Source organism: Microcystis aeruginosa FD4, from assembly GCF_009792235.1.
Classification (GTDB): domain Bacteria; phylum Cyanobacteriota; class Cyanobacteriia; order Cyanobacteriales; family Microcystaceae; genus Microcystis; species Microcystis viridis.
Genome location: NZ_CP046973.1, coordinates 1,614,060 through 1,637,442 on the forward strand (window position 1 = coordinate 1,614,060; position 23,383 = coordinate 1,637,442).

28 protein-coding genes and 1 pseudogene are annotated in these 23,383 nt (G+C 41.8%); 22 read left to right on the forward strand and 7 right to left on the reverse strand.

The window, feature by feature from the left end; genetic code table 11:
* Window positions 1-6 precede the first annotated feature (6 nt).
* The 13 genes from GQR42_RS08255 to GQR42_RS08315 all read left to right on the forward strand — a co-directional run bounded on the left by GQR42_RS08255 (window position 7) and on the right by GQR42_RS08315 (window position 8,824).
* Entirely contained in the window at window positions 7-468 is a 462-nt protein-coding gene (locus GQR42_RS08255) for a hypothetical protein (RefSeq protein WP_158199593.1), read from the forward strand.
* Window positions 465-1,106 carry a hypothetical protein gene (locus GQR42_RS08260; protein ID WP_158199594.1) on the forward strand — a complete coding sequence of 214 codons (642 nt, stop codon included), beginning with the start codon at window positions 465-467 and terminating at the stop codon, window positions 1,104-1,106. The genes GQR42_RS08255 and GQR42_RS08260 overlap by 4 nt, the downstream gene beginning before the upstream one ends.
* A gap of 58 nt (window positions 1,107-1,164) precedes the next feature.
* Window positions 1,165-3,129 (forward strand): single-stranded-DNA-specific exonuclease RecJ, encoded by a 1,965-nt coding sequence (recJ, locus tag GQR42_RS08265; RefSeq protein ID WP_158199595.1) that lies wholly within the window; start codon window positions 1,165-1,167, stop codon window positions 3,127-3,129.
* Between the two features lie 382 nt (window positions 3,130-3,511).
* Entirely contained in the window at window positions 3,512-3,706 is a 195-nt protein-coding gene (locus tag GQR42_RS08270; protein ID WP_158199596.1) for a hypothetical protein, read from the forward strand.
* Window positions 3,685-3,936 (forward strand): type II toxin-antitoxin system RelE family toxin, encoded by a 252-nt coding sequence (locus GQR42_RS08275; protein ID WP_158199597.1) that lies wholly within the window; start codon window positions 3,685-3,687, stop codon window positions 3,934-3,936. Before GQR42_RS08270 ends, GQR42_RS08275 begins: the two co-directional genes overlap by 22 nt.
* A 245-nt stretch (window positions 3,937-4,181) precedes the next feature.
* Entirely contained in the window at window positions 4,182-4,373 is a 192-nt protein-coding gene (locus tag GQR42_RS08280; protein ID WP_199273292.1) for a hypothetical protein, read from the forward strand.
* The gene (locus GQR42_RS08285; protein WP_158199599.1) at window positions 4,366-4,635 is read left to right on the forward strand and encodes a type II toxin-antitoxin system RelE/ParE family toxin; all 270 of its coding nucleotides are present in this window, start codon (window positions 4,366-4,368) and stop codon (window positions 4,633-4,635) included. The genes GQR42_RS08280 and GQR42_RS08285 overlap by 8 nt, the downstream gene beginning before the upstream one ends.
* Before the next feature lie 189 nt (window positions 4,636-4,824).
* Window positions 4,825-5,688 carry a PEP-CTERM sorting domain-containing protein gene (locus GQR42_RS28505; protein WP_233271324.1) on the forward strand — a complete coding sequence of 288 codons (864 nt, stop codon included), beginning with the start codon at window positions 4,825-4,827 and terminating at the stop codon, window positions 5,686-5,688.
* A gap of 114 nt (window positions 5,689-5,802) precedes the next feature.
* Entirely contained in the window at window positions 5,803-6,219 is a 417-nt protein-coding gene (locus tag GQR42_RS08295; RefSeq protein ID WP_158199600.1) for a hypothetical protein, read from the forward strand.
* Window positions 6,220-6,224: 5 nt separating this feature from the next.
* The gene (locus GQR42_RS08300; RefSeq protein ID WP_158199601.1) at window positions 6,225-6,578 is read left to right on the forward strand and encodes a hypothetical protein; all 354 of its coding nucleotides are present in this window, start codon (window positions 6,225-6,227) and stop codon (window positions 6,576-6,578) included.
* 267 nt (window positions 6,579-6,845) lie between these two features.
* Window positions 6,846-8,000 (forward strand): ISL3 family transposase, encoded by a 1,155-nt coding sequence (locus GQR42_RS08305; RefSeq protein WP_158199602.1) that lies wholly within the window; start codon window positions 6,846-6,848, stop codon window positions 7,998-8,000.
* A gap of 81 nt (window positions 8,001-8,081) precedes the next feature.
* Window positions 8,082-8,327, forward strand: coding sequence for a UPF0175 family protein (locus tag GQR42_RS08310; protein WP_158199603.1), 246 nt, complete (start codon window positions 8,082-8,084; stop codon window positions 8,325-8,327).
* The gene (locus GQR42_RS08315; protein WP_158199604.1) at window positions 8,324-8,824 is read left to right on the forward strand and encodes a DUF3368 domain-containing protein; all 501 of its coding nucleotides are present in this window, start codon (window positions 8,324-8,326) and stop codon (window positions 8,822-8,824) included. The genes GQR42_RS08310 and GQR42_RS08315 overlap by 4 nt, the downstream gene beginning before the upstream one ends.
* 99 nt (window positions 8,825-8,923) lie before the next feature.
* On the opposite strand, the gene GQR42_RS08320 is transcribed toward GQR42_RS08315, so the two are convergent.
* Together GQR42_RS08320 and GQR42_RS08325 are read right to left on the reverse strand one after the other, a co-directional pair.
* Complete coding sequence (locus GQR42_RS08320; protein WP_158199605.1) at window positions 8,924-9,094, reverse strand: hypothetical protein; 171 nt, start codon at window positions 9,092-9,094, stop codon at window positions 8,924-8,926.
* A 10-nt stretch (window positions 9,095-9,104) separates the two neighbouring features.
* The gene (locus tag GQR42_RS08325) at window positions 9,105-9,404 is read right to left on the reverse strand and encodes a hypothetical protein (RefSeq protein WP_158199606.1); all 300 of its coding nucleotides are present in this window, start codon (window positions 9,402-9,404) and stop codon (window positions 9,105-9,107) included.
* Between the two features lie 101 nt (window positions 9,405-9,505).
* Here GQR42_RS08325 and proB point away from each other — a divergent pair, with 101 nt between their 5' ends.
* From proB to GQR42_RS08345, 4 genes and pseudogenes are all read left to right on the forward strand, one after another.
* A complete protein-coding gene (proB, locus tag GQR42_RS08330; RefSeq protein WP_158199607.1) occupies window positions 9,506-10,645 on the forward strand; it encodes a glutamate 5-kinase in 1,140 nt (379 codons plus the stop codon).
* Window positions 10,646-10,743: 98 nt separating this feature from the next.
* Window positions 10,744-11,337: an allophycocyanin subunit beta gene (gene apcB / locus GQR42_RS08335; protein ID WP_004266814.1), complete on the forward strand. Its 594-nt coding sequence runs from the start codon at window positions 10,744-10,746 to the stop codon at window positions 11,335-11,337.
* Window positions 11,338-11,526: 189 nt separating this feature from the next.
* Window positions 11,527-12,728, forward strand: a pseudogene (locus GQR42_RS29895) (ISAzo13 family transposase).
* A 3-nt stretch (window positions 12,729-12,731) separates the two neighbouring features.
* Window positions 12,732-13,736 (forward strand): hypothetical protein, encoded by a 1,005-nt coding sequence (locus tag GQR42_RS08345; protein ID WP_158199608.1) that lies wholly within the window; start codon window positions 12,732-12,734, stop codon window positions 13,734-13,736.
* Between the two features lie 281 nt (window positions 13,737-14,017).
* On the opposite strand, the gene GQR42_RS08350 is transcribed toward GQR42_RS08345, so the two are convergent.
* From GQR42_RS08350 to GQR42_RS08360, 3 genes are all read right to left on the reverse strand, one after another.
* Window positions 14,018-14,437, reverse strand: a complete 420-nt coding sequence (locus GQR42_RS08350) for a type II toxin-antitoxin system VapC family toxin (protein ID WP_158199609.1) — start codon at window positions 14,435-14,437, stop codon at window positions 14,018-14,020.
* Complete coding sequence (locus tag GQR42_RS08355; RefSeq protein WP_158199610.1) at window positions 14,434-14,649, reverse strand: hypothetical protein; 216 nt, start codon at window positions 14,647-14,649, stop codon at window positions 14,434-14,436. Before GQR42_RS08355 ends, GQR42_RS08350 begins: the two co-directional genes overlap by 4 nt.
* Before the next feature lie 445 nt (window positions 14,650-15,094).
* Window positions 15,095-15,721: a hypothetical protein gene (locus tag GQR42_RS08360; RefSeq protein ID WP_158199611.1), complete on the reverse strand. Its 627-nt coding sequence runs from the start codon at window positions 15,719-15,721 to the stop codon at window positions 15,095-15,097.
* 384 nt (window positions 15,722-16,105) lie between these two features.
* Here GQR42_RS08360 and GQR42_RS08365 point away from each other — a divergent pair, with 384 nt between their 5' ends.
* From GQR42_RS08365 to GQR42_RS29720, 3 genes are all read left to right on the forward strand, one after another.
* On the forward strand, window positions 16,106-16,555 hold the full coding sequence (locus GQR42_RS08365) for a DUF6933 domain-containing protein (RefSeq protein ID WP_158199612.1): 450 nt from the start codon (window positions 16,106-16,108) through the stop codon (window positions 16,553-16,555).
* A 64-nt stretch (window positions 16,556-16,619) separates the two neighbouring features.
* Complete coding sequence (locus GQR42_RS08370) at window positions 16,620-17,537, forward strand: tyrosine-type recombinase/integrase (RefSeq protein WP_158199613.1); 918 nt, start codon at window positions 16,620-16,622, stop codon at window positions 17,535-17,537.
* A gap of 91 nt (window positions 17,538-17,628) precedes the next feature.
* Window positions 17,629-17,883: a YlcI/YnfO family protein gene (locus GQR42_RS29720; protein WP_305848825.1), complete on the forward strand. Its 255-nt coding sequence runs from the start codon at window positions 17,629-17,631 to the stop codon at window positions 17,881-17,883.
* Window positions 17,884-17,950: 67 nt separating this feature from the next.
* Here the strand turns inward: GQR42_RS29720 and GQR42_RS08375 are convergent, their stop codons facing one another.
* Window positions 17,951-19,138, reverse strand: a complete 1,188-nt coding sequence (locus tag GQR42_RS08375; protein WP_158199614.1) for an RNA-guided endonuclease InsQ/TnpB family protein — start codon at window positions 19,136-19,138, stop codon at window positions 17,951-17,953.
* Window positions 19,139-19,159: 21 nt separating this feature from the next.
* On the opposite strand from GQR42_RS08375, the gene GQR42_RS28515 reads away from it, so the two are divergent.
* Both GQR42_RS28515 and GQR42_RS28520 read left to right on the forward strand, forming a co-directional pair.
* A complete protein-coding gene (locus GQR42_RS28515; protein ID WP_233271325.1) occupies window positions 19,160-19,645 on the forward strand; it encodes a hypothetical protein in 486 nt (161 codons plus the stop codon).
* A complete protein-coding gene (locus GQR42_RS28520; RefSeq protein ID WP_233271326.1) occupies window positions 19,557-20,063 on the forward strand; it encodes a hypothetical protein in 507 nt (168 codons plus the stop codon). The genes GQR42_RS28515 and GQR42_RS28520 overlap by 89 nt, the downstream gene beginning before the upstream one ends.
* A gap of 217 nt (window positions 20,064-20,280) precedes the next feature.
* Here GQR42_RS28520 and GQR42_RS08385 read toward each other — a convergent pair whose 3' ends face one another.
* Window positions 20,281-23,292 (reverse strand): P-loop NTPase fold protein, encoded by a 3,012-nt coding sequence (locus GQR42_RS08385; RefSeq protein WP_158199615.1) that lies wholly within the window; start codon window positions 23,290-23,292, stop codon window positions 20,281-20,283.
* Window positions 23,293-23,383 lie beyond the last annotated feature (91 nt).

A 23,383-nucleotide genomic window follows, 5' to 3' on the forward strand; every position in this document is an offset into this window, starting at 1 on the left:
TAAAGGATGAAACTGTTAAAAATGCTCATCGGTACTTTCTTAATACTACCGATTTTTTCCGTTCATGCTCAAGTTCCCTCGCTTCCCCCAATTAAGCAAAATTCCCCCAATCTTGGTGATCTACCCAATGATCCCACCCAGCAGAAAAATTGGCTTTGTAACCGAGGAGATCAACGCATTGCTGTGGCTGCCAAAGAAGAGAAAGGTTGGAAAGAATTAATTGAAAAACAAGGTTGGCAATGTGGTGAAGGAAATACCGATATACCCGATCAAACTCTCGGTTTTTCCTGTGAACCAGAACAAACCCTCGGCCTCTTGACAGTTTATTGGTTAAATGGTAGTAATGGTCAACAACAATTAAGCCAATGGCGAGATAAATTAGCGGCACAACAGGGGATGGTTTGTACCATTAATAACGTGCGGTTATTCGATACTCAAGAAAATATACCCAATCCATTACAACCATGATTAAATTAGCAGTTTTACCTCAATCTATCCTCCTGGGTATCAGTTTATTATTAAACAATTCTCTGCCCTTACTTGCCCAATCTACACCCCTGAGCGTCGATAATTTAAGAAACACCGTCTATAACATTCCCAATCGGGGTTCCGTAATTGTCAGCGATGGTATTTTTCAATCCAATGAGGGACAGATTTTAGGAGTGCAAGTCAGTCGAGAAGCTTTGATGGGGGACTATAATAATGATCAAAGGACTGATGGGATTGCCGTATTAAGAGTGATTACCAGAGAGCAACAGCAATTACATTATTTAGCCCTAGTGATCGATAATAACGGTACTGCCACTAACACCGATACTGTCCTGTTAGCAGATCGAGTAATTGTCGATAATCTGAGTGCCAAAGATGGTATGATCACCGTCAATATGAGAAGATTTCTCCCCCGGGATCCTTCCTGTTGTCCGTCGGGAGTTATCACCCAACAATTTGCGATTAATCCTAGTATTAATCAATTGACTTTACTGAGTACCAACGAAAGTCAACCCACCACCCCAAATGTGCAGGTAGTACCCGCTTCTCCCCTGAGAATTAATAATAATAATCTCCCCTTTCAACCTCCTGCTGGGGCCATCCAAATCCGCTTTTAACCCTGTTTTTGGTGCGTTACGCTGCCCTAACGCACCCTAGCTTTTTACTTAACAAAAAATGGCCTACAAATATCCCATCCAACGCTGGTATATTGCCGCAACTAATCCCGAAAAAATCGAGGGGTTAGCGCGAGAAATGGGACTATCATTCTTATTAGCAACTATCTTAATTAATCGCGGTATTGATACCCCCGAATTAGCTAAAACTTATATAGATCCTGAAGTGGATATCCTACCCTCTCCCCTAGGAGAATTTCCCGACTTAGAAAAAAGTGTTAATTTATTAGTAAAAGCGATCGCTAGACGCGATAAAATTGCTATCTGTGGGGACTACGATGCCGATGGCATGACCAGTACATCTTTACTGTTAAGAGCCTTGAGACATCTCGGTGCGGACGTGAATCATGCAATTCCCAGTCGCATGAAAGAGGGATACGGAATTAATCAGCGCATTGTCGAAGAATTTGCCGAATCGGGAGTCGGATTGATTCTCACCGTTGATAATGGTATTTCCGCTCACGAACCGATCGCCCTAGCGATAGAATTAGGATTAAAAGTTATTATCACCGATCATCACGATCTGCCGCCAATTTTACCAAATGCCTCCGCTATTCTCAACCCAAAATTATTAACCCCGAACTCTCCCTATCAGGGATTAGCGGGGGTGGGAGTCGCCTATATTTTAGCGGTGACAACTGCCCAAAAAATGGGTAAATTACAGGGATTAACCGAGTCATTATTAGCATTATTTACCCTAGGCACTATCGCAGATTTAGCCCCATTAATTGGGGTAAATCGTCGCTGGTTAAAACGGGGTTTAAGAAAATTACCCAAATCCCAATTAGTTGGCATTCAATCCCTGATGCAAATAGCGGGAATTAGCGAGGAACAAAAGCAATTACAACCGGATGATATTGGCTTTAAATTGGGACCGAGAATTAATGCCATTGGCAGAATTGGTGATCCCCAGATAGTTATTGAATTATTAACCACCGATGACGCAGGAATTGCCTTAGAAAGGGCGATGCAGTGCGAACAAATTAATCGTACTCGTCAAGAATTGTGCGAAAAAATTGAAGAAGAAGCGATTAAATTAGTGGAAAAAACGCCGATTCTTTGGCAACAAGATCGAGTTTTAGTGTTAGTCGAAAAAGATTGGCATCATGGGGTAATTGGTATTGTGGCCTCCCGTCTAGTGGAACGCTACGGAGTGCCAGTTTTTATCGGTACTTACGAGGAAGAAGATGCGGGTAAAATTCGCGGTTCTGCCAGAGGAATTGAAGAATTTCACGTTTTTGAAGCCCTGCAATTTTGCCAAGATTTACTAGGAAAATTTGGCGGTCATAAAATGGCGGGGGGTTTTAGTTTACCCACAGCTAATTTACTAGCATTTAAACAAAGATTAAGTCAATTTTCTCACAAAATTTTACAAATAGAACAATTAAAACCTTTAATTAAAATTGATACTATCATTGACTTTAAACAAATTACTCTCGAACTTTTTCAACAAATTGATAGTTTGCAACCCTGGGGAATTGGCAATGAATTACCCGTTTTTTGGACTCCTAACGTGCGGGTAGTGGAACAGAAAACTATCGGAAAAAATCATTTAAAATTATTACTAGCTCAAACCGATGATACCAGAATTAAGGCATTAGCTTGGCGTTGGGGCGAATATTGTCCTTTGCCAAATCGTTTAGATGTTGCCTATAAACTAAAAGAAAATACTTGGAACGGCAATACAACTATAGAAATTGAATTAGTGGGAGTGCGATTACCCCAAGAAAATAATAATATTAAAAAAGCAATTTTTATGCACGCCGAAAAAATGTATCAATGTAGTTTTTGGGGTGATTTAAACGAGATTCGCATCAAAAATGAACAGGGCGATATTTTAGTCGTGCAGAAAGGGCAACGCATTGGTTTATTAGGCAAAAATCGGCAACAAGCTAGAGAAGTCAACGTGACTGAACCCCGTTTTTATACTTTAATTAAAGTTGCCATCAAAGCTTTGGCTATCTAATCTCTAAATCAATAATAGCCGAAATTAGACTGACTGATTTAACCAGAGTAATTGAAATCCATTTGAGCGCCTGAATATTGGGAACATCAATTATTCTACACCAATAAAATTAGTCCTTCTCAGTGAACAGAATCAGTAACGGGTTTCCCCCCTCCAACCGACAGAATGAGCGGGTGCAGCCTATCTTGTCCTCAAGGGTTTGGAGACCAAGCTTTTACGTTTTTATGGCAATATATTCGTGTTTAATTTGGTTAGCGATCGCGTTGAGGGGCAGTCAAGGGAGAACGCAAAGGCGAATCCGACATACCGCGCCACAATCCCTCTTTTGTTTTATGATGGTTAATGAAAGCAAGAAAAACAATAAGGAAGTAAAGGCAGTAGCATGAAGAACCAGAGTGCTGTAGATATTGAGCAATTCCTAGAGTATTTAGAAACTTCTGAGACGGCTGATGACGTGCTTCCCGAAGAAATTAAAGCGGCAGAGAAAGCCTATCAGGAGTATCTAGAAGGGCGCGATCCTGGCAAATCCTTAGTAAAGTTAAAGGCTGAATTAGGATGTGGCGTTACATCATCTTAAAACCAGCCGAGCGTTACCTAAAACGGTTACAGCCTCGTAGCCAAGAGCGTATCTTAAATGAACTGGATCAATTGCTGGTTAGTCCTACTCAGACAGATTTCAAGAAACTCCAAGGGCGAGAGAGTTATCGTCTGCGAGTTGGTAATTATCGGGTATTAATGCAAGTCAATCGAGAAGAACGGCTTTTCATTATCACTGAGATCGGTTCTCGTGGTGATATTTATAAATAATACCGAATCCGACGTGCCGCGCCACAATCCCTCACGGAAGAGGATAGTTTGCCTGAGAAGGAGTAAAGCAGGGAAAACCACCTGAGACTCCTTCTCCTGTGAATCACTGCGATCGCACTGTTAGGATGCACTTATAAATGTGGTAAAATTTAAAATGAAATAATTAATGGCTACATATCTCAATTGACTTCTCCTATCAAAATAAAGAGCGACTGGTTATACAGCTTATGAATGTTAATGAAATTTTGAACACTATCTCTTGCCTTCCTGAAGAGGAGCAATATTTCATTGCTGATACTCTCAATAAAAGAATTCGTGAGCTAAGACGTTCCCAACTTGCTGCTAGAGGTAAACAAGCTGAGGAAAATTATGAGCAAGGTCATGTTACATCTGGTACGGTGGCTGACTTAATGAGTGCTTTGGATAGTGATGATTAATATTGTCTGGGATGAGCCATTTTTAAAAATTCTCAAGAAATGGAAGAAGAAACATCCAGATTTGATTGCAAAATTTGAGAATAAATTAACCTTATTTTGTTCTGAGCCATTTCACTCTTCATTAAAAACTCATAGATTAAGTGGAAATTTAAAAGGCTATTTGGCTTTTAGTATTACCTATGAATATCGGCTTATCTTCAAATTTATGGCTGAAAATAAGGTATTACTCGTAGATATAGGAACACACGATGAAGTTTACTAAATTCCATTGTCCCAGGTGAATCGCTGGTTGGGAGAGAAATATAAAGATTTTATTAAATTGTATCGTAGGATACAGTGCGGGGGGGGGTAATGTGTATTGTTGTTTTCAATCCCCTTTGGTGTTGGGTTGCGCTGTTGTTTGACCTGAGATATGAGGGGGGCGATCGCACTAAAATCTGGAACAGCTAAAATGAAAAACTCGACTTGTGCCTTGGTAGCGACAGCAAAAACTACATCAATAGTAACTGGAGTTTTAGCTTTTGGATGTTTTCTTTCTTCTTCCGTAAATGCTGCTACGCCTATATTAGGTTCTCCGGGAGATTTTCTTACTGGAATTGACAGAAATATTTTTAGTTTTTACAGTGGCACTGTCAATAATTTAGATTTAGATATAGGTTCTGGAATTATAAATACTGGAGAACTTAGTATTAGTTTAGATCCAGACTTGGAGTCATTCTTCGAATTTAATTATGATACGGGCACAGTTACTGCTGAATATAATTTATTAGCAACTGCTGTTGGATTTAGTGACCCTCTTACTATAACTCTTCAAGAAAACGGGAATATCTTATCTGCGACTAAGATAGGCGATGAAACATCAGGTGATCGTATATGGAACGATACATTTAAGGGAATATTCAGACAAGACGGACTACCAAACCAAAATTTTCAAGGAATAGGTACAGGGACGACAAACAGTAGTTATGTGTATCCTGCAACAATAGCGATATCTAATTTCACTACAGGGAACTTTAGCGTTAGTTCAAAAAAGAAACCAAAACCTCCAAAACCTTCGGGTGGTGGAGATATTTACAATTGCAATTTTTGTACTGTTAATAATAACAAGAAAACACTTCAAGATTTATTGCTGAATACACCAAGTAAAAATGTAGCCTTAGTGTCATTTAATGAAAGCAATGGTTTACCATGTGTTCCTGAACCCTCCTCCATCCTCAGTCTCCTAGCCCTCGGCACCCTCGGAGCAGCCTCAACCCTCAAACGCAAACTCAAGTCGTCCAAATCCTCAGAAAAGGAAACTACAAAAGTAGGCTAAATTGCTTCTAAAAATACCATAAATGCCCCTTCAATCAATCTTGAGGGGGTTTATTGTATAATTGAGGGATGATTAAACTAGATCAACTTACGCAATCTTGAGCTATAATCGGCAATGATGGAACATCCCAACAACGCTCAGAAAAAACTCCTGATTGCTGAACTTAACAAAGCAGGAATCAAACATACCCCAGAAAATATTATCAGAATTACTCAAGACCCTAAGGGGAAAATTATTTTTCTAGAAACCGGAAAAGGAGGAGAGAGAGGTTCTGGATTACTGCATATTCTAGAAAATCATCGAGAAGATTTTCTCCAGAGAGGTATTACCGAAGCACAAATTCCTGATTTAATTATAACAGCTATTAGTGAGGGGACAATTATTGGCATACAAGGAAAAAGTCGCATAATTTATCAAGTAGAAATCAATGGAATTATTCAGTATGTTTCTCTAGAAATTAGTCCTAATGGTTACTTAGTGAGTGCTAATCCAACTCCAACGCGATTAATTAATAAACTTATTCAGGAATGATAGTTATGGCAATCAGAATCAAACTTTGGGCAGATTATGGAAGTTACCCACTTTGGGGAGTAGATGAAATTGATAACATTGCTCCTGAAGAATTACCATTAAGTCAAGCAACCATTCAACGTTTAAACGCATGGCAGGATACTTACGATAAGACTTTAAATCAAGACTATCCACCTTTATCAGATTTTCCTAATCAGCAAGCTGAAATGGATTTTAAACAAGAAGGAATTAGTTTATGGAAACAGTTACTTCTTGAACTGGCACCAGATTATGAAGTTTTCTACCAAAATGAAGGTCAATTGTTCAGACATCCCAAGGAAATAACCAAAAAATATACAGTACAAAAAATAACAGTTTGAGTATCATCACCTTCGGCTCCGGCGCAGCTTCAACCCTTAAGCGCCAAATAAAACCCTCCCAATCCGAAGAAAAAGAGACCACAAAAGTAGGCTAAATTGCTTCTAAAAATACCATAAATGCCCCTTCAATCAATCTTGAGGGGGTTTATTTTTTTGCCCGTGTTTCCATTCATTAATTTTTATTAATTGATTGATCACAAGTAGTTTTGGCTCTTCTAGGTTCTGTGTGAGCATGGTATAATAGTAACACAGAACAGGAGGTGGGTTATGTGGATAAATTTTGATCAACTCCTCGATTTACCAAATGTAACAGTGGTCAATTATCAAAAAATTGAGCAGACAATTTTCCTAAAGCTCGCTCTTTTAAATGAAACAATTGAATGTCCGAATTGCCATGAAACCTTGGACAGAATCAATCAGACAGAGTATAATCTAGTCAGAGATTTGTCAATATTAGGCAATCGAGTATATTTAGAAGTACCACGCCGCCAGTTTCATTGTCAAAAGTGCCAAAAGTATATCAGCGAAAGACTGAGTTTTATGAGATTAAGACAGCATCATACAGTTCGCTATGAATCGATGATTTATGAGAGAGTAAAAAATTGTAGTATCGAAGAAATAAGTCGAGAAGAAGGGTTGGGATGGGAAGAAGTTGAGTTAATATTTAATCACTCTGCTAAAGAACTAGAAAAGGAAGAGTGGGAAGCACCAGAACGAATAAGCTTAGATGAGTTTAGTAACTTAAAAGGACATAAAGATTTCATAACAACGGTCGTAGATCTAGACAAGAAAATTTTACTAGATGTGATTAAAGGACATAAGCAAGAAGAATTAATGGAAGCCTTAAAAGCACAGCCAGACGCAGTTCGGGAGAAAGTGAAAGAAGTGAGCGTCGATATGTGGTCAGGATTTACAGCAGTGATCAAGGAATTATTTCCCAATGCTAAAATCATCTATGACCGTTTTCATGTAATGGCTATCATCAATGACGAGCTTAATAAATTGAGAAAGTTAATGGGGGTGCATGAAAAAGGATTACCTCATTTATTATGGAAGAATAAAGAGGACTTAAAGGACGAGCAAAAACAACAACTAGAAGTTATCTTAAAAGAACATCCCTGCTTGGGAATAGCCTGGGAAATGAAAGAAGAAATTAGACAAATTTATCAAAGTAGTAGAACGTTCAGAGGTGCTGAGAGAAAATTGGAAAAATGGATAAGAATAGGCGGAATATTATATCAAAGTAGTGCCAGTATGATCCAGAAGCATTTGCCTGGTATTTGTAATTACTTTGAAAATCAGACAACCAACGGATTAATTGAGGGAATGAATACCAAAATAAAGCTTATTAAAAGAATAAGTTATGGATTTACCAATTTTGAACATCTTCGACTTAAGCTGTTTGCTTGCTTTAATTCATAACAAAAATTAACACACGAAAACCAGAAGAGCCTAGTTTTTTGTGGTATGATAGCAACTCTCATATAAATATCGTAAAATTTCATGAGCATTTTGATTCCCAACGAAATTATACAAGCAACAGGAAAAAACGAGCAACTGTTGCGACTAGAACTGGCAATCATTATGTTTAGAGATTATCATATCAGTAGCGCAAAAGCGGCTGATTTTGCCAACTTATCTTTAATTGAATTTCGTCAAGAACTCGCTCAGAGAAATATTTGCGTAAATTATGATAGTGTAGATTGGCAACAAGAATTACAAACTCTAAAAACATTAGGCGATCTGTGATTGTTGTCAGTAACACCTCTCCGATTACCAGTTTAGCTGCTATCGGCTATCTTAACTTGCTCCATGATATTTATGGAACAATTATTATTCCCCTAGCTGTTTATGAAGAACTGACGGGATTAGGTTATGCTGTTCCTGGAACTATTGAAGTTCAAACCCTATCCTGGATAGAAAAGCGAGAGTTAGAAGATCGGTTATTATTGAAAGAGTTACAAAAAGAATTACATCGGGGAGAATCAGAAACGATAGCTTTAGCAATTTCTTTAAATGCTGATAGAGTCATTATAGACGAGAACCCTGGCAGAAAGAAAGCTATTAGTTTAGGATTAAATGTTATTGGGATTTTAGGTGTTTTATTAATTGCCAAAAAAAGAAGATTGATTTCTACCATTCAGCCGTTAATAGATGATTTGATTATTAAAGCAGGTTTTCGCGTTAATCAAAGATTGTATTTAGACATATTAAAATCAGCGCAAGAAATTGAGGAAAACCAATAACTAAAGCTCTCAAAACCTTTGGCTAATTTGTGTCCAAAAACACAACAAATTCCCCCTTCATTCAGTCAGATGAGTTTTTTTTGGATCAGCACAAGGCGACTATCCTGGGGCAATTTGTAAAGCAGGTTGAGGGGAACGGCGCACTAATCGCTCAGAATATTGATATTGAACTCGATATAAATATTCAGAGAGAATTTGGGGATTATCCTGGCAATCTTTTTCGATTTGATACCGAATTTGACGAATCTCTTCAAGGATAGGGTCTAACATTATACTTCTCCTACATTAATTCTTCAGGAGTACAAATAATCGGTGTCCAAAATCCCAATTGAGCATTAATTTCCTCAAGGGTTCTTCTCACTCTAGCACTAACAGTGTGGGTACAGTTCCAAGAAACCAAAAAATCCTGACTATACCAAGTCGCTAAGGCTAAATGATAAGCATCTAATCTCGCTTTTTCAGGAATTTGTAACCTAGAGAAATAAGTTTCAGCCAAATTAACTACTTCAGGAACAATTTCCACCAGTGGGAATTGGTCAACTTCTGCCAATCTCAATTGCGTTGTCGATAGACCTCGCATTTAGCTTTCACTGCGGTCAGAGTAAAGATGGGGGCAAAAACGGGTTAGGCTGAATAATATGGCTATGCTCGATAATTTGGCCAGACATATTTCTAGAGACGATGAACCAAACCATAGTGATCAAAATCGGTACTTCCAGTTTGACCGATAATGAAACCGGCCAATTATCCCTCTCCACGATCGCCGCTTTAGTGGAAGTCCTCACCCGATTGCGCGCTGCCGGTCATCGGGTGGTATTAGTATCTTCCGGGGCCGTGGGAGTGGGCTGCCGTCGTCTGGGAATACAGGAAAGACCGAAAAAAATCGCCCTCAAACAAGCGATCGCTGCCGTCGGTCAAGGTCGTCTGATGCGGATCTATGATGACCTCTTTACCAGTCTTGGTCAACCGATCGCCCAAATTTTGCTGACCCGTCCCGAATTGATGGAACGCACCTGTTATGTCAACGCCTATAATACTTTTCAGGCTTTGTTTGAATTAGGGGTGATTGCCATTGTCAACGAAAATGACACCGTGGCGATCGATGAGTTAAAATTCGGCGATAATGACACTTTATCAGCCCTTGTTGCCAGTTTAATCGAGGCTGACTGGTTATTTATCCTTACCGATGTGGATCGCCTCTACAGTGCCGATCCGCGACTATTTCCCGAAGCAGAAGCCATTGCCCGAGTTACTCCCGCAGAATTAGCGCAACTATCGATCGATGCCGGTAGTAGTGGCAGTCAGTGGGGGACCGGGGGTATGGCGACTAAATTGGCAGCGGCCCGGATTGCCACCAGTGCCGGTGTAGAAATGGCGATTACTAGGGGACGGCAGCCCAGCAATATCTTAAAAATTATGGCAGGAGAGGCGATTGGAACCCGTTTTGAGGCACAAAAACGCAGCGATAACGCCCGCAAACGCTGGATCGCCTACGGACTAATGCCCATGGGTAAAATCTATCTCGATGCTGGAGCGATTCAAGCCATTTGTCAGGGGGGAAAATCTCTCCTAGCGGCCGGGATTACCAAAGTGGAGGGGGAATTTAGCGCCTCGGAATCGGTGCAATTGTGCGATCGAGAAGGCCGGGAAATTGCCAGGGGAATTGTTAATTATAGTAGTGAGGAGATCGATCGAGTTAAAGGTGAACATTCCGGGCGTATTGCCAGTTTATTAGGTTATATGGCTGCAGAAACCATCATTCATCGCGATAATCTCGTTATTTTGAGCGCTTCGTCCACCACCTCGACTAATAAGGGATAATTCCGCGACTCAGAGCAAGTCCACCCAATGCCTTAAATGTAAAGAAATGTCTCAAAAAAACAACAAATTGTTAGACAAACAAGAGAGTTAGACTAGGGATGTCCCCCGAAGTTCAACCCTGTGAGATTATAAATAAAGCGAAACTCAAAAATGTCTTTATTGCTGTTGGGAGAAACTTAATAATGCGAGACGCGGTAACTAGCCTGATTAGAAAATACGATGTCACCGGACGTTATCTTGATCGAGATGCGATCGACAATCTTAAACAATATTTTGCCTCGGGAACTGCCCGTCTAGCTGCCGCCGCCCTAATTAACGCTAATTCGGCGGCGCTCGTGCGTGGGGCGGCGATTCGTCTATTTGAAGAAGTTCCCGAATTGATCCGCGCCGGGGGTAATGCCTATACCACCCGTCGTTATTCTGCCTGTCTGCGGGATATGGATTACTATCTCCGCTATGCCAGTTATGCCCTAGTAGCGGCTGATACTAATGTTCTAGATGAGCGGGTGCTGCAAGGACTGCGGGAAACCTATAATTCCCTCGGTGTTCCCATCGGTCCGACGGTGCGCGGTATCCAAATCATGAGCGAAATGATTCAAACCATGGCTACTGAGGCGGGTATTGCCGACACCTCTTTGATCGCTGAACCCTTTGATCATCTCACCCGCGAATTAAGCGAAGTCTCTATCTAAATTCAGTTATCAGTTATCAGTTTTGTTCGTTCAATCAATGAGTTGATTTTTTGCTTGCTAGAATTGAGTAAAGTCTTCCGTTGCCACGGTCAGATGACCGAGTTTCTTAGAGAATTACAGAGAATGATTGATCCTATAATAACGGGAAAATCCTCAGAGTGAGGAACTCGCATGAAACCAGCATCCCTGATCCAACTAACCGATAGTCTGAAAGCCCTTTATATCAAAACTGCCCAAAAGCTGAAAGGCAGTGACCGACGACAATTTATGGCAGAAGTGGTGCGCTCATTAGGGATTGGAGGGCAAACCTTTGCCGAACGAGAATTGGGATGGAATCGGCGAACAATCCGCAAAGGGATGGGGGAATTGACCAGTGGACAAGCACTCGAAGATGGTTATCATCGCAGTGGACGCAAGCGAGTAGAAGAAAAATTACCTAATTTGCTCGAAGACAGACGAGCCTTGGTAGAACCCCAGGCACAGACCGATCCTAGTTTCACCCAGCACCCGTTTATACAGCCGGATAAGTGCATCGCAAGTGCGTCGTCAATTGATAGAGCAGAAAGGCTACCATCCGGAGGAATTACCCAGTGAGGAGACAATTCGTTGCCGATTAAACGAGATGGGATATAGATTAAAACGAGTAGTCAAGGCGAAACCGCAAAAGAAAATACCGGAAACGGATGCCATCTTTGAGCAAATCCACTCGGTTAATCAACAAGCCGATGCTGACCCGCAGACCTTACGTATCTCAATGGATGCCAAAGTAGCGGTCAAAGTTGGAGAGTTTGACCTCGGAGGCAAAACGCGAGTGACCACTATTGCCTTAGATCATGATTTTGATGCGAGCACCTCTGTGACCCCCTATGGTATTTTCCTCCCCGAATACAATGAACTGTACTTGTTCTTTGTCAGCTCTAAACTGACCGCAGATTGTATTGTGGACTTGCTGGAGCAGTGGTGGGCGATGGTAAAAGACCGCTTTAGCCACATTCACAAATTGGTGATTAACCAAGACAATGGGCCGGAGAACCATTCTCGTCGTACTCAGTTTATGAACCGGATGGTAGCCTTTGCCCAGCAGTCGCAACTGAACATTGAGTTAGCCTACTATCCCCCCTACCACAGCAAGTACAATGCAGTAGAGCGTACCTTTGGTTGGTTGGAGCAGCATTGGAATGGGAGTTTACTCGATAGTGTGGAAACGGTGCTTCGATGGAGCCGAATCTTTGACCTTCAAAGGAAAAAATCCAGTTGTCAAGCTCATTGACAAGGTTTACCGCAATGGGGTGAAGTTGACCCAGGAGGCAATGGCAGAGTTGGAAAAACAGATTAATCGACTTCCCCATTTGCCAAAGTGGTTTGTGGAAATCCCTTATCAACCCACTTAACTATTGGATCATCTTTTTTATGGAGTTCTCTTAACGAAATCTGATCGAGAAGACCCCGCGCCCGAATCCCTAGCCATCGCCCTGATCCGCACCGACGGCGGTACACAACCGAGAGCGACGATTGATCGACTCACCGTCGCCGAATATGCCAAGGATATGCGTTCTGGTGATCTTTTTCCCCCCGTTTTGGTGTTCTACGACGGCAGCGATTATTGGTTGGCCGATGGGTTTCACCAGCTGCTGGCCGCGCAGTCTTTGGAATTACCCGCAATCGCCGTCGATATCCGTCAGGGAGCCAGACGGGATGCGATCCTCTACTCGGTCGGGGCGAATGCCCACCACGGTCTCAGACGTACTAATGCCAATAAACGAAGGGCGGTGTTGATGCTCTTGCGGGACGGGGAATGGTCACGCTACAGTAACAACCATATTGCCAAATTATGTTTTGTTTCCGCCGATCTGGTCAATCGTTTACGTCTCTCACTTAACGATTCGTTAAGTGAGAGACAAAGAATTTATCAGACCAAACACGGGACCATCTCGACCATGGACACCACTAACATCGGTCGGCATCGAAAATCGTTAAGTGAAATATCCCCTGAAGACGGGAAGTTAACGGAAAATTCGTTAAGTGAGGATGGGTCGGTTAAATCTACTCGGTTGACCGTGGGAAGTTTTGTCACCGTTGTCGGTGAGCATCCCAGAAAAGGACAGACGGGGGAGATAACCGCGTTGCCCAATCCCTACGCGGCCATCATCCTTTTTGACGATGGGAATAGGGAAATGTTAGTTTCGGACTTCCTTTCCCCAAAAACCATCGATGTGGCCGCTAAATTTCAGGTCAGGGAAGGGCTGAATTACAGGGCTGGTAATGGCTGTGAGTGGTATGTCAGGTTAGAACAGGCTACTTGGGAGCGGCTGCTACGATACCGAAATCGCATCGGTACGGCAACCATCGATGGAGCCATCAAACGAATGTTAGAAAGTATCGAGAACTGCCCACTCTAACGGAACCTTAACCCGGTTTGAGCTGCTCACTTAACGAATTTCTCGAATTCTTCACTTAACGATTCGTTAAGTGAGGGGAGTGGAAAATATAGCAAAGACCAAGGTGCTTAGGACAATCTATCGCTGAAACCCTGTTCAGATAAGAGTTTGAAAATTGAAAGCGTCCTAAATAACCCATTATTTGCTATATCTTATCGTTAGGCAGCGATCGATGACGTGGCGATCATCTTTCTGGGGGAGCATTGTGGGGTGGAAAAGGTGAAACACGGAACAATTACAGATTAGAGAAACCAATTTTCAATCACTAAACCCTTAAAATCTTTAAAATCATCAACATTATTTGTAACTAAAGTCAAATTGTTGGTAAAAGCAATAGACGCTATTTGACCATCGACAAAAGCAGGACTCTTGCCGACTTTAGACAACCTTGACCTTTCCCGTGCGTGATATTGGGCTGATTTTAAGTCATAATCGAATAAAGGTAGATTGGCTAAAATAACGTTATTCACATAATCCTCTAAGTCTTGGCGTTTTTTAGACAGAGGAAGTCGAAAACAACCAAATAATAGCTCATGGATTACTAGAGTAGCTGTGGCTATTTCCCGTTTAGATAATCGTAGCTTCGTCATGACCTTCTGATTCGGGTGAGGTCGTTTAGCCTCTGACAAAATATTAGTATCTAGCAAATATTTGAGAGTCATAAACGAACATCTCTCCCCGTTGACTTGTCCCGCAAATTATCAAAAGTATCATCATCAAGACTTGCCAAATCTACTCTTTGTCTAAAATCTTGCAAGGCTGACCAAAAATCATTAACCTTTCTAATTTCCACTAATACCTCTTCATTATCAGGAAAATCAACTTCCTCTAATAACTCAATAGTTTTGCCTTTTTTAATTCCTTTAACTAACATAACATCAACTCCTTCTAAGCTTAACTAGCTACCAGCAAAAATTGTTTCATCAATAAAATTCTAGCACTTAATAGAATAATTGAAGATTTCGGGAGTCACAGCGCTCCGAATTGTGAGAAAGATTGAGTTCAAACCATGTAATCATCCCTACCTAAGGGTACGCGCACCTAAAACGCTATTGACAATTACAATTTTGTGAGGCATTTCAAGTGACGAAGGTTTTTGTTGATACGGCAGCTTGGTTCGTTAAGTGAGGGGAGAATCACTCGGACTAATGTAGCCCCTCTAAATGAAGAAAATCAAGAGCCTGTCCTACTGGATTACTACGGCCAACCTCCTGAACAGCAGGTCGATAAATATGAAGAAAATTATTGAATTTTATTCTATTTTCTGAGTAGATTTTCCCAGAAAAAAGCAGATTTGCTATCATGAAATGCTTTTGATGTCAACTCTTATCAGGAAATTTCTCTTTGAGAGTTTTGCCAAAATAATATTGACACCAAAACTCGGCAATTTCTGCTACTAAAGGAGCGGATTCAGAAGTTAGTCCACTGCCACAACTTGAGTTATAGCGTTCAGCATAATCTCTCGCCATTTGGTAACTCCAATAAGCATAATCTGAACTTGTCATACACCGCAGTCCATCTTCAATTATTAAGGCATATTTGTTATTGATGACACGAATTGGTGTTCCAAATCTTATGTGTTTTTCCCAACCTTGAATTTGTTCTAGTTGGGTTAACAATTTATACAAATCTTGCCGTTTATCTGGAGTTGGTTCTTCTAGGTAATCTTCCATTTTTTCAACAGCATGGTTAATTAGTTGGCAGTGTTCTGTCCAAGCTTCTTCTCCAAGAAAAGACCTAGTAGTTTGATTAGATTCCATCTGTTTGATTACCAATTTAGCTAGGTAAAGCGCAAAATTAGCGGCGGCTTCCTCTTCTTGGCAAAGACTTTTGAGACTGGTGAGCCTTGTGACATTGAGGGCATATTTGGTTTGGTATAGTTCCCTCGCTGTCTCAGCCAATTTACGAATTTTAGGAGCAATATTCTTATTAGTTTTAGTATCCATTATTCGTTTCTCATTATTTTTATCATATCTTCTTAACGGTTCTTCGTTACTTGGTATGGTTCGATAGGGGGGCATAAATCGACTAAATCCTTATCTGGCAAGAGACTTAATTGATTAGTTCGCTCTAGACAAAAATAATTGACAAAAATCGCCAAATGCCTTTCTAAATAAGGGTTCCATCCTCTATAACCCCCGTTCATTGCATAACATAAACCGAAGAGCCAGCAATTGACAAAAATCGCTAAATGCCTTTCCATATAAGGGTTACATCCCTTATAACCCTGTCCGTTGCATAACACAAACTGAAGCACCGTTAATCACGACTATTGGTATAATTTATTGGTCTATTACTACTTTAGCTGATAATCAGCTTTATTTTTAGAGATGAATCTGATTTTATCAAGTAAAGCGGCCGAAAGACTTCAACAGGAAGTGCAGTCAAGAGAAGATTTTATCGCCGATATTAATACTTGGCGAATTGATGTCCTCGATCTCAGGAAGCGAGGTATTTTTCTTATTACTCAGGAAAAGAGTTTATATACCCTAATTTCTTCGTATAAGCAGGGAATTAAGGGGATTATCGCTCAAATTACCGCCATTGATCGGCATGAGGGCGATTCCCCTGAAATTCATTATCTCAAATCCGAGAATAGGAGTCTGGTAAGCTCCATGAATAACATGAAGAATTTAATCACTAAATTAGATCAGTACAATGCGGTTGATAACGAAAGATTTGCAGAATTAATTAATCAGACTTCCTTTAAATATTTATCTTACCGTACCCCGACCGAATGTTACCAAAATCTCTTGAATCAATCGAAGGGAGTACAATAAAACGGTCGCATTTTAATCTGTGGAAGCCCGTTTAAATAGCATACCTGATCGTCCATCACGTCAAATGTTTTCCCTCTATTTTCTGATGCTATTTGACCTCGTTCGTCGTCATTCCCCGACCATCGAGCGTCTGCGACCCCGTCTGACAACGGGACGTTGTCGGGATGTCGAACGTGATAATCTAGGTATCGTAAAGCAAGAATTCCTCTCCCTTGATCGGTTCGCTGCGCTCTCGCTGGTACTGCGCTACAAGGCTCATCTGCGGGATGAACGGGGACTAGCGGAAGCGACAAGAAACCGGCGCTTATCGGCGATCAAGTCCCTGGTGAGATTGGCCAATCAACTGGGGCAATGCGATTTCAATCTGTCCGAGGTATCGGGGGACAAGGTGGTGCGTTACCGCGACACCACCGGGGTGAGCAAGGAAGTGTACCGCGACCTGTTGGCCGTTCCCGACCGCTCGACTCTCAAGGGGAAACGGGACTACGCCATCCTGCGATTGCTCTGGGATAACGCCCTCCGGCGGGGGGAGATCGAGAGTGCGGACATCAAGGATCTCGATACCGAGGGTCGAACGTTGGCCATCTTCGGTAAGGGCCGGGGTCAACAGAAAGAAACCGTCAGCCTGTCGCGTCCGACCCTCGACGCACTTGTGGATTGGTTACAGGCCCGGCGGGAACTCGATATCCGTCAACCTCTCTTTATCGCCCTCGATCGCTGTAGTTGCGGCCATAGACTGACCGGCTCGGCGATCCATAAACTGGTGGCGAAAATCGCTACCGCGGCCGGGGTGAGCAAGAAAATGTCGCCCCACCGGGTACGTCATTCGGGAATAACCGCCGCTCTCGACGCAACGAACGGGGACGTGCGGCGGGTGCAGAAATTGAGCCGTCACGCCGATCTCAATACTTTAATGATCTACGACGATAACCGAAAAGACTTGCAGGGGGAAATATCCGACCTGTTAGCGGGGTTGGTCTGAGCCGGTCGCGAACTGGCTACACCATATCTACCCTATAGGGCTGGCAAAATTCCCGTAAAATGTAACTAAACAGTGGTTACTTGAAATGGTTATGGAAAAAGAATCGGTGACGATCCGATTCCCGTCCGAGTTGATGCGGCAGGCCAAGCGGCTCAAGTCGGGGAAAGAATCGTTTAACGAATTAGTGGTGGAGGCTGTGGAGCGAGAGGTGAGGCGGCGTAAAGCCTTAGAAGCTCACGAGACCATCCAGCGATTACGGGAACAGGTCAAACGGAGAACGGGAGTACACCCCGACCCGCTCCCGTCGCTTCGTCAATTGAGAGAGGGGGAATGGGAGCTTGAGTAGTTACTGCATCGATACCAGCGTTTTCTTGACATCCTCACCGCCGTAAACGGACGGTGATTCCCAAACCTCACGATTTAGGTTTCTGCTTCTTTCCCTTGCGGGGTTTCGCACCTGCCTTAACAGATTTACTCTGTTCTGGTCTTATGGTCGCTCTACAGACTGACACCGCAAGTCCTGCGGCCAAAATGTTTTTACTAGCGTTAATATCTCGGTCATGGTGCGTCCCACAGTCTGGACAATCCCATTCTCGAATATTTAACGGCATTTTCTCAGCAATATACCCGCAATTACTACACCTTTTAGAACTAGGAAACCATCTATCTATTTCGAGGTAATTTCTGCCGTACCAATGGCATTTATAGGCTAATTGTCGAGTGATTTCTCCCCAACTAACGTCAGATATTGCCTGAGATAATTTCGGGTTTCTGACCATATTCTTGACGGCTAAATTCTCAACCACAATCGTTTGGTTTTCACGAACTAATTGAGTGGTTAGCTTGTGTAAATGGTCTTTTCTACTATCGGTGATTTGAGCGTGAATCCTGGCTACTTTGATTCTCGCTTTTTCTCGATTTTTTGACCCTTTCTGTTTTCTAGAAAGATTTTTTGGGTCCTTTCGCAGTCTCCGATAATGCTTTTTAAAATGCTTAGGATTAGATACTTTATCGCCGTCGCTGGTAATCACAAGGCTACTAATTCCTAAGTCAATTCCGATGGCTTTATCTGTTACTGGTAGAGGCTTAATCGTTGGGTCATCAAATCTTATTGAGATATGCCAACGTCCTGAGGGATGTAATCTGACTGTTACTGTGCTTGGTTCACAAGCTTCTGGTATTTGTCTTGACCATCGAATAGGTAAAGGTTCTGTGCATTTGGCTAAATAGATTTGTTTGTCTTTAAATTTAAAAGCTGACTTAGTAAATTCGGCACTTCCTCCCTGATGTTTTTTCTTAAAGTTAGGATACTTAGTACGACCAGCAAAGAAATTAGTGAAAGCTGTTTGTAAATGTCTTAACCCTTGTTGTAAAGGTACACAGCTAACTTCATTGAGAAAGTCTAATTCTTCTTGCTTTTTCCAATCGGTCAACATTGAAGAAGTTTGAGCATATCCTACTCTTTCTTGTCTTTCGTACCATGCTTGTGTTCGTTCGTGGAGAGCTTTATTGTAAACTAATCTTACACAGCCCAAAGTGCGCCGCAATAGCGACTCTTGTTCGGGTGTGGGGTAAAATCGGTAAGAATAGGCTTTTTCCATGTCTCACATTTTAGCATATATTTGGTAAATGCGCTAGTATTTAACGGTAAAGCCGTCGTAGAACGACGGGGTTTCAGACCCAAAATTTTCGATGAAATGTTAGCTTCTGCGGGGCGCGGGGTAGAAGCGATCGAGGTGGAGGTAATCGAGTCTTCGCGACCGTTGAGTGAGGAGGAGGTCAGGGACAGGGAGCGGTTAGAGCGGACGGTAGAACGGGCTTTCTACCAGGCCGGCTCCGCCCTGCAAGAACTGCGAGATCGACGGTTGTACCGGGACGGGTACGACTCCTTCGAGGATTACTGTCGGGGGCGATTCGGTCACAGTCGTCAGAAGGCCAACTATTTAATTATGGGGGCGGCGATCTACCGAACCCTGAGTGCAGCCAACTGTCTGCTGCTGCCACCCTTGCGAGTATCAGGTGCGGCCGCTGGCCGTTCTTGCCCCGCAACGACAGCCGACCGTCTGGAACGAGGCCGTAGCGGAAGCTGGGGGCAAAGCACCCTCTAACCGAGTCGTTCGCGAGACGGTGGGCAAATACCAGGATAAAGGGAAAGCGAATGTTTTCGAGGTGGGGGAAGTGGTCGCTATCCTTGCCAAAGATAACCCGCGTCTGAAGGGGAAAAACAACTGTTGGGCGATCATTACTGCTGTTCACCAGCGCTCCTGCGACTTGCGACTTCACGACGGGGCGATCGATCTGGTTAAAATCGAATACCTCAAGGAGTTGGGCTACACCGAAGGGGACTGTCAGACGGTGCGGCGATTATGCGATCGATTGTCGAGACTGAGGGAACGGGAAGAACTGGAAGATACCGCCCTCGCCTTCTTGGGAATCTTGGGGAAACTGCAGCGACCTTATCTAAGCGAGTTAGAGGAAGAAATGCTGACTATGTTAGAGAAGTATTACGGGTTAGTGACCGAATAATTGCCGACCTTGATGGACTCGAATCGTTGGATCGAGGGTGAGATAACTGTTCAGCACGATATGGTGTTTAAAGCGATAACGCTCTTTTATCACTATGGGGAGATTAGAATTAAAAAAAAGCTCTGAAAGCGAGAGTTGGTATATGGTTAAGCCTCGACCCGCCGTGCCGACGGCGAAATTTATGTTTTCAGATCGGTGTCAAGTGAACGCCTGATATCTACCCTTGATGAGAACGAACTGTTCTTTGGGAATCCTCCGGACTGTAGCCAACATCACCAAAAAAGCAGAATGAACGAACCAAATTAAAGGTTTCTAGATCGAATTGAGCTAGGGTTATTCCACTCAGTAGAATTGTCGCGTCATGGTGTAGTCTTCTATATTCCCTTTGTAAGTGGGGAGCATCTTTCTCTTCTGAAGTATTCAGTAAAGACTCAAGAGTTTTTAACAAAGAATCTAGTAGTTTTAATTTTTGCATTTGTTGCTGCTTTTCTTCCTGTTTTAATCCCTCAAGCTGACTTTCTAATTCCTCGAACTGAATGTCTAAGTCATCAAATACTTCCCGTATTAAATCAGGATAGCACGCTGATAGAGAAAGAACGGACAAAATAGCTTTTGTTTGTTCATTACTTTTTAGCCCCACTTTGTTTGAGAGAACCTCAATGATTTTGAAAATCTTATAAATGTTGACCAACCGTTTAATCATTCTGGGCGGCAGATCGGTGTGTCGGCAACATTCTAGCAATATCTTAAACTCTTCAGACTTAAATTTTATCTTCTCTGGAGTCAGGATAGTAACTGACTTATCCCGATCGGAATCTAATAATTTACCACCAACTTTGTTTTCAGTAAAGTCTGTTTTATTAGATTGGGAATTATCAACGGATATGGTTGAAATATTTTCTGTAGAAACTGCCACATTACTCGTTTCCTCATCGCTTTCTTCTACTTCCATTTGCTGATGCAAGTAATTGGCTAAAGCTGAGTGAGCAACAGGTCGTATTCGGTAGGGAATTTGAATAATTTTTTCCAAGTAATCTGTACCGGAAGGTCGCCCTTGATGGAATAGCACTCCGGCATAGTATTTCTCTAAAGCACGAGTGACATAGCGTTCGTCAATTGCAACTACTGCAATAAATAGAGGAGTTTTAACCAGAAGCTGAACTGCTTCTAAAACTTCAACTACTCGGTCAGGTGGGCAACGATCCAGATCGTCAATAAAGAGAACAATACGTGCCGGACCTCTTGGAAAAGTTTTTTCTAGCTTGCTAAATTGTTCATCATTATCTTTCATTTTTGGATTATAATACAGACAATTAGTAAGCTCGGCGAGCTTGCGCTGCAACTGGTGAAGGTATCCTAGTTTTTTTTCGTATAACTCATTCCTAGAAAGATCCTCAAGAAGGGTATTTAGAGTCGGATAATTACTAACAAGACCAATTTGTTGTTGTAATTGTTCAATTTGGAGTTCATACCGCTTGATTTTGTTGAGATGCTGTTCAATGTCCCGATCTGATTGTAGAAATTCTTGCTGAAGAGTAACCCAAACATCCTTTCCGACTTCAAATTTTTCTTTTGCTTCTCCTGCAATCTGCTTCAAACGAGTAAAAATCTTTTCCTGTTCTTCTTGAGTTTTCTGTAATAAACTGATTCCTGTCCCTAATGCTGTAATAAATCCTCCTGTTTGTATTAAGGTCGTATATGTAGAAAGGACATCACTGAGCTTCTTAGGCAATTGATCTCTTAGTTGATCGGGTAATAGAGGAAAAACGACAATAGACAATCCCGCCAAAAAGGCCACGAGTGACAACCAATTTTTTTGCAAGAAATAACGTGGCACCTTCCGAAGAATTAGCCAGCGCAATTTTTGATTTTCCTTTCTTAGTCTTTCCTTTAAATTCTGTAATTCTGATTTCTCATTTTTACGGATATCACCAATTTTTTCCCACAAGGAACTAGAAAATTCTTGATCTGATTTGATCTTTTCTAGTTCATTGTAGGTTTGTTCTGAAAAGTTTGCTAATTCTCTGAGAGAGGCGGTACGATCAAACTCACTCATAGCATTAAGTGCTTTCCAAAATTTACCGCCTTCAAGCTGTGAGCGATTTACCTTTTTGAGCGATTGTTCAATTTCCTGTTCAAGCGTATATTGACGATTAAATTCATAAAAGATAGTTTGCGTCAAACTGTACCACAGATCTGCTTTCGCATAAGTCCAGGCATCAAACTTTATCTGATAAATATGCCCTACATAAGGAAAAGCTTCCTCCTCTTTACCCCATGTCTGTTTTTTAGTTAGAGATGCGCTACGAATCTCGTTCATTCTCTGCTGCATCAGATTCATGATAAAAGATTTTCCGCTTCCCCATCCCCCCAAGATTCCTACAGCCAATGGCGGTTCTAGATCCCGTAAAAGCAACATATCAGCTAAAGCGTCAGCCTCACTTTTAAGATTAAGGAGATCGTTTCCTTCTGCCAGATCATTCCATAGCTTTTGAGTGCGAACGTTTCTCCCTGTCAATAGAATTGGATTTCCGATATTTTTTATGAGATTTTTTTGCCAGTTGAATGCGTTTATTAGAGCATCTTCAAGGGTATAGTTGGTGATTAAATTTTTAATCTGCTTAACGGGATTCAAGCACGGCAATAAAGCATCTGTAAGAACACCATGAGTGGAGGTTTCTCCAGCATAACTATAATCAGCAGCAATAAAGCAACGATCATATTTTACTTCACTACTTGCTTGGGAAAACAAATCAATAAATAAATTACTGAAATCACTGTCTAGCCAAACAATTTGTTGTTTAACAGGACTTTTTTCAAGTTGATCGTGTAACCATGTCAGCGAAATACTTCTCGATGGGGGTTCAGATGTATGTTCAGATGAAGATTTGTTTAAAGGATTGGGGAAATCAGTTAGTAACAGGTCACCTTTTTGAGTTTCTTTTCCTTCAGCACCATTACCAGAGAAGTAAAATAGTGCCGTTTCCGTATCTCCATCTTGAGGATTAAAGAGTTGCTCTATCAAAATTTTTAATTGATCAGGTTCATAAGGATTTTTCTGACCTTCATCTTGATCTTCAAATTGATTGAGGAATATTTGAACTTGATCAAACTGACCAATTGTCCGCAGTAATTGTGCGATATCCTTAGCATCTTTCAGAGAATGTTGTGGGCAAGGAATACCCCCTTTGTATTGGTTGACTCCAATGACTAATGCTTTTCTTTTCATGATTTCACCTAGTTTCTGAGTTAAAAAAGTTGAACCTGAAAATTTTATTCGCTTGTAACTGATTTAGATAAAGGAGCGATCGTCTTCATAT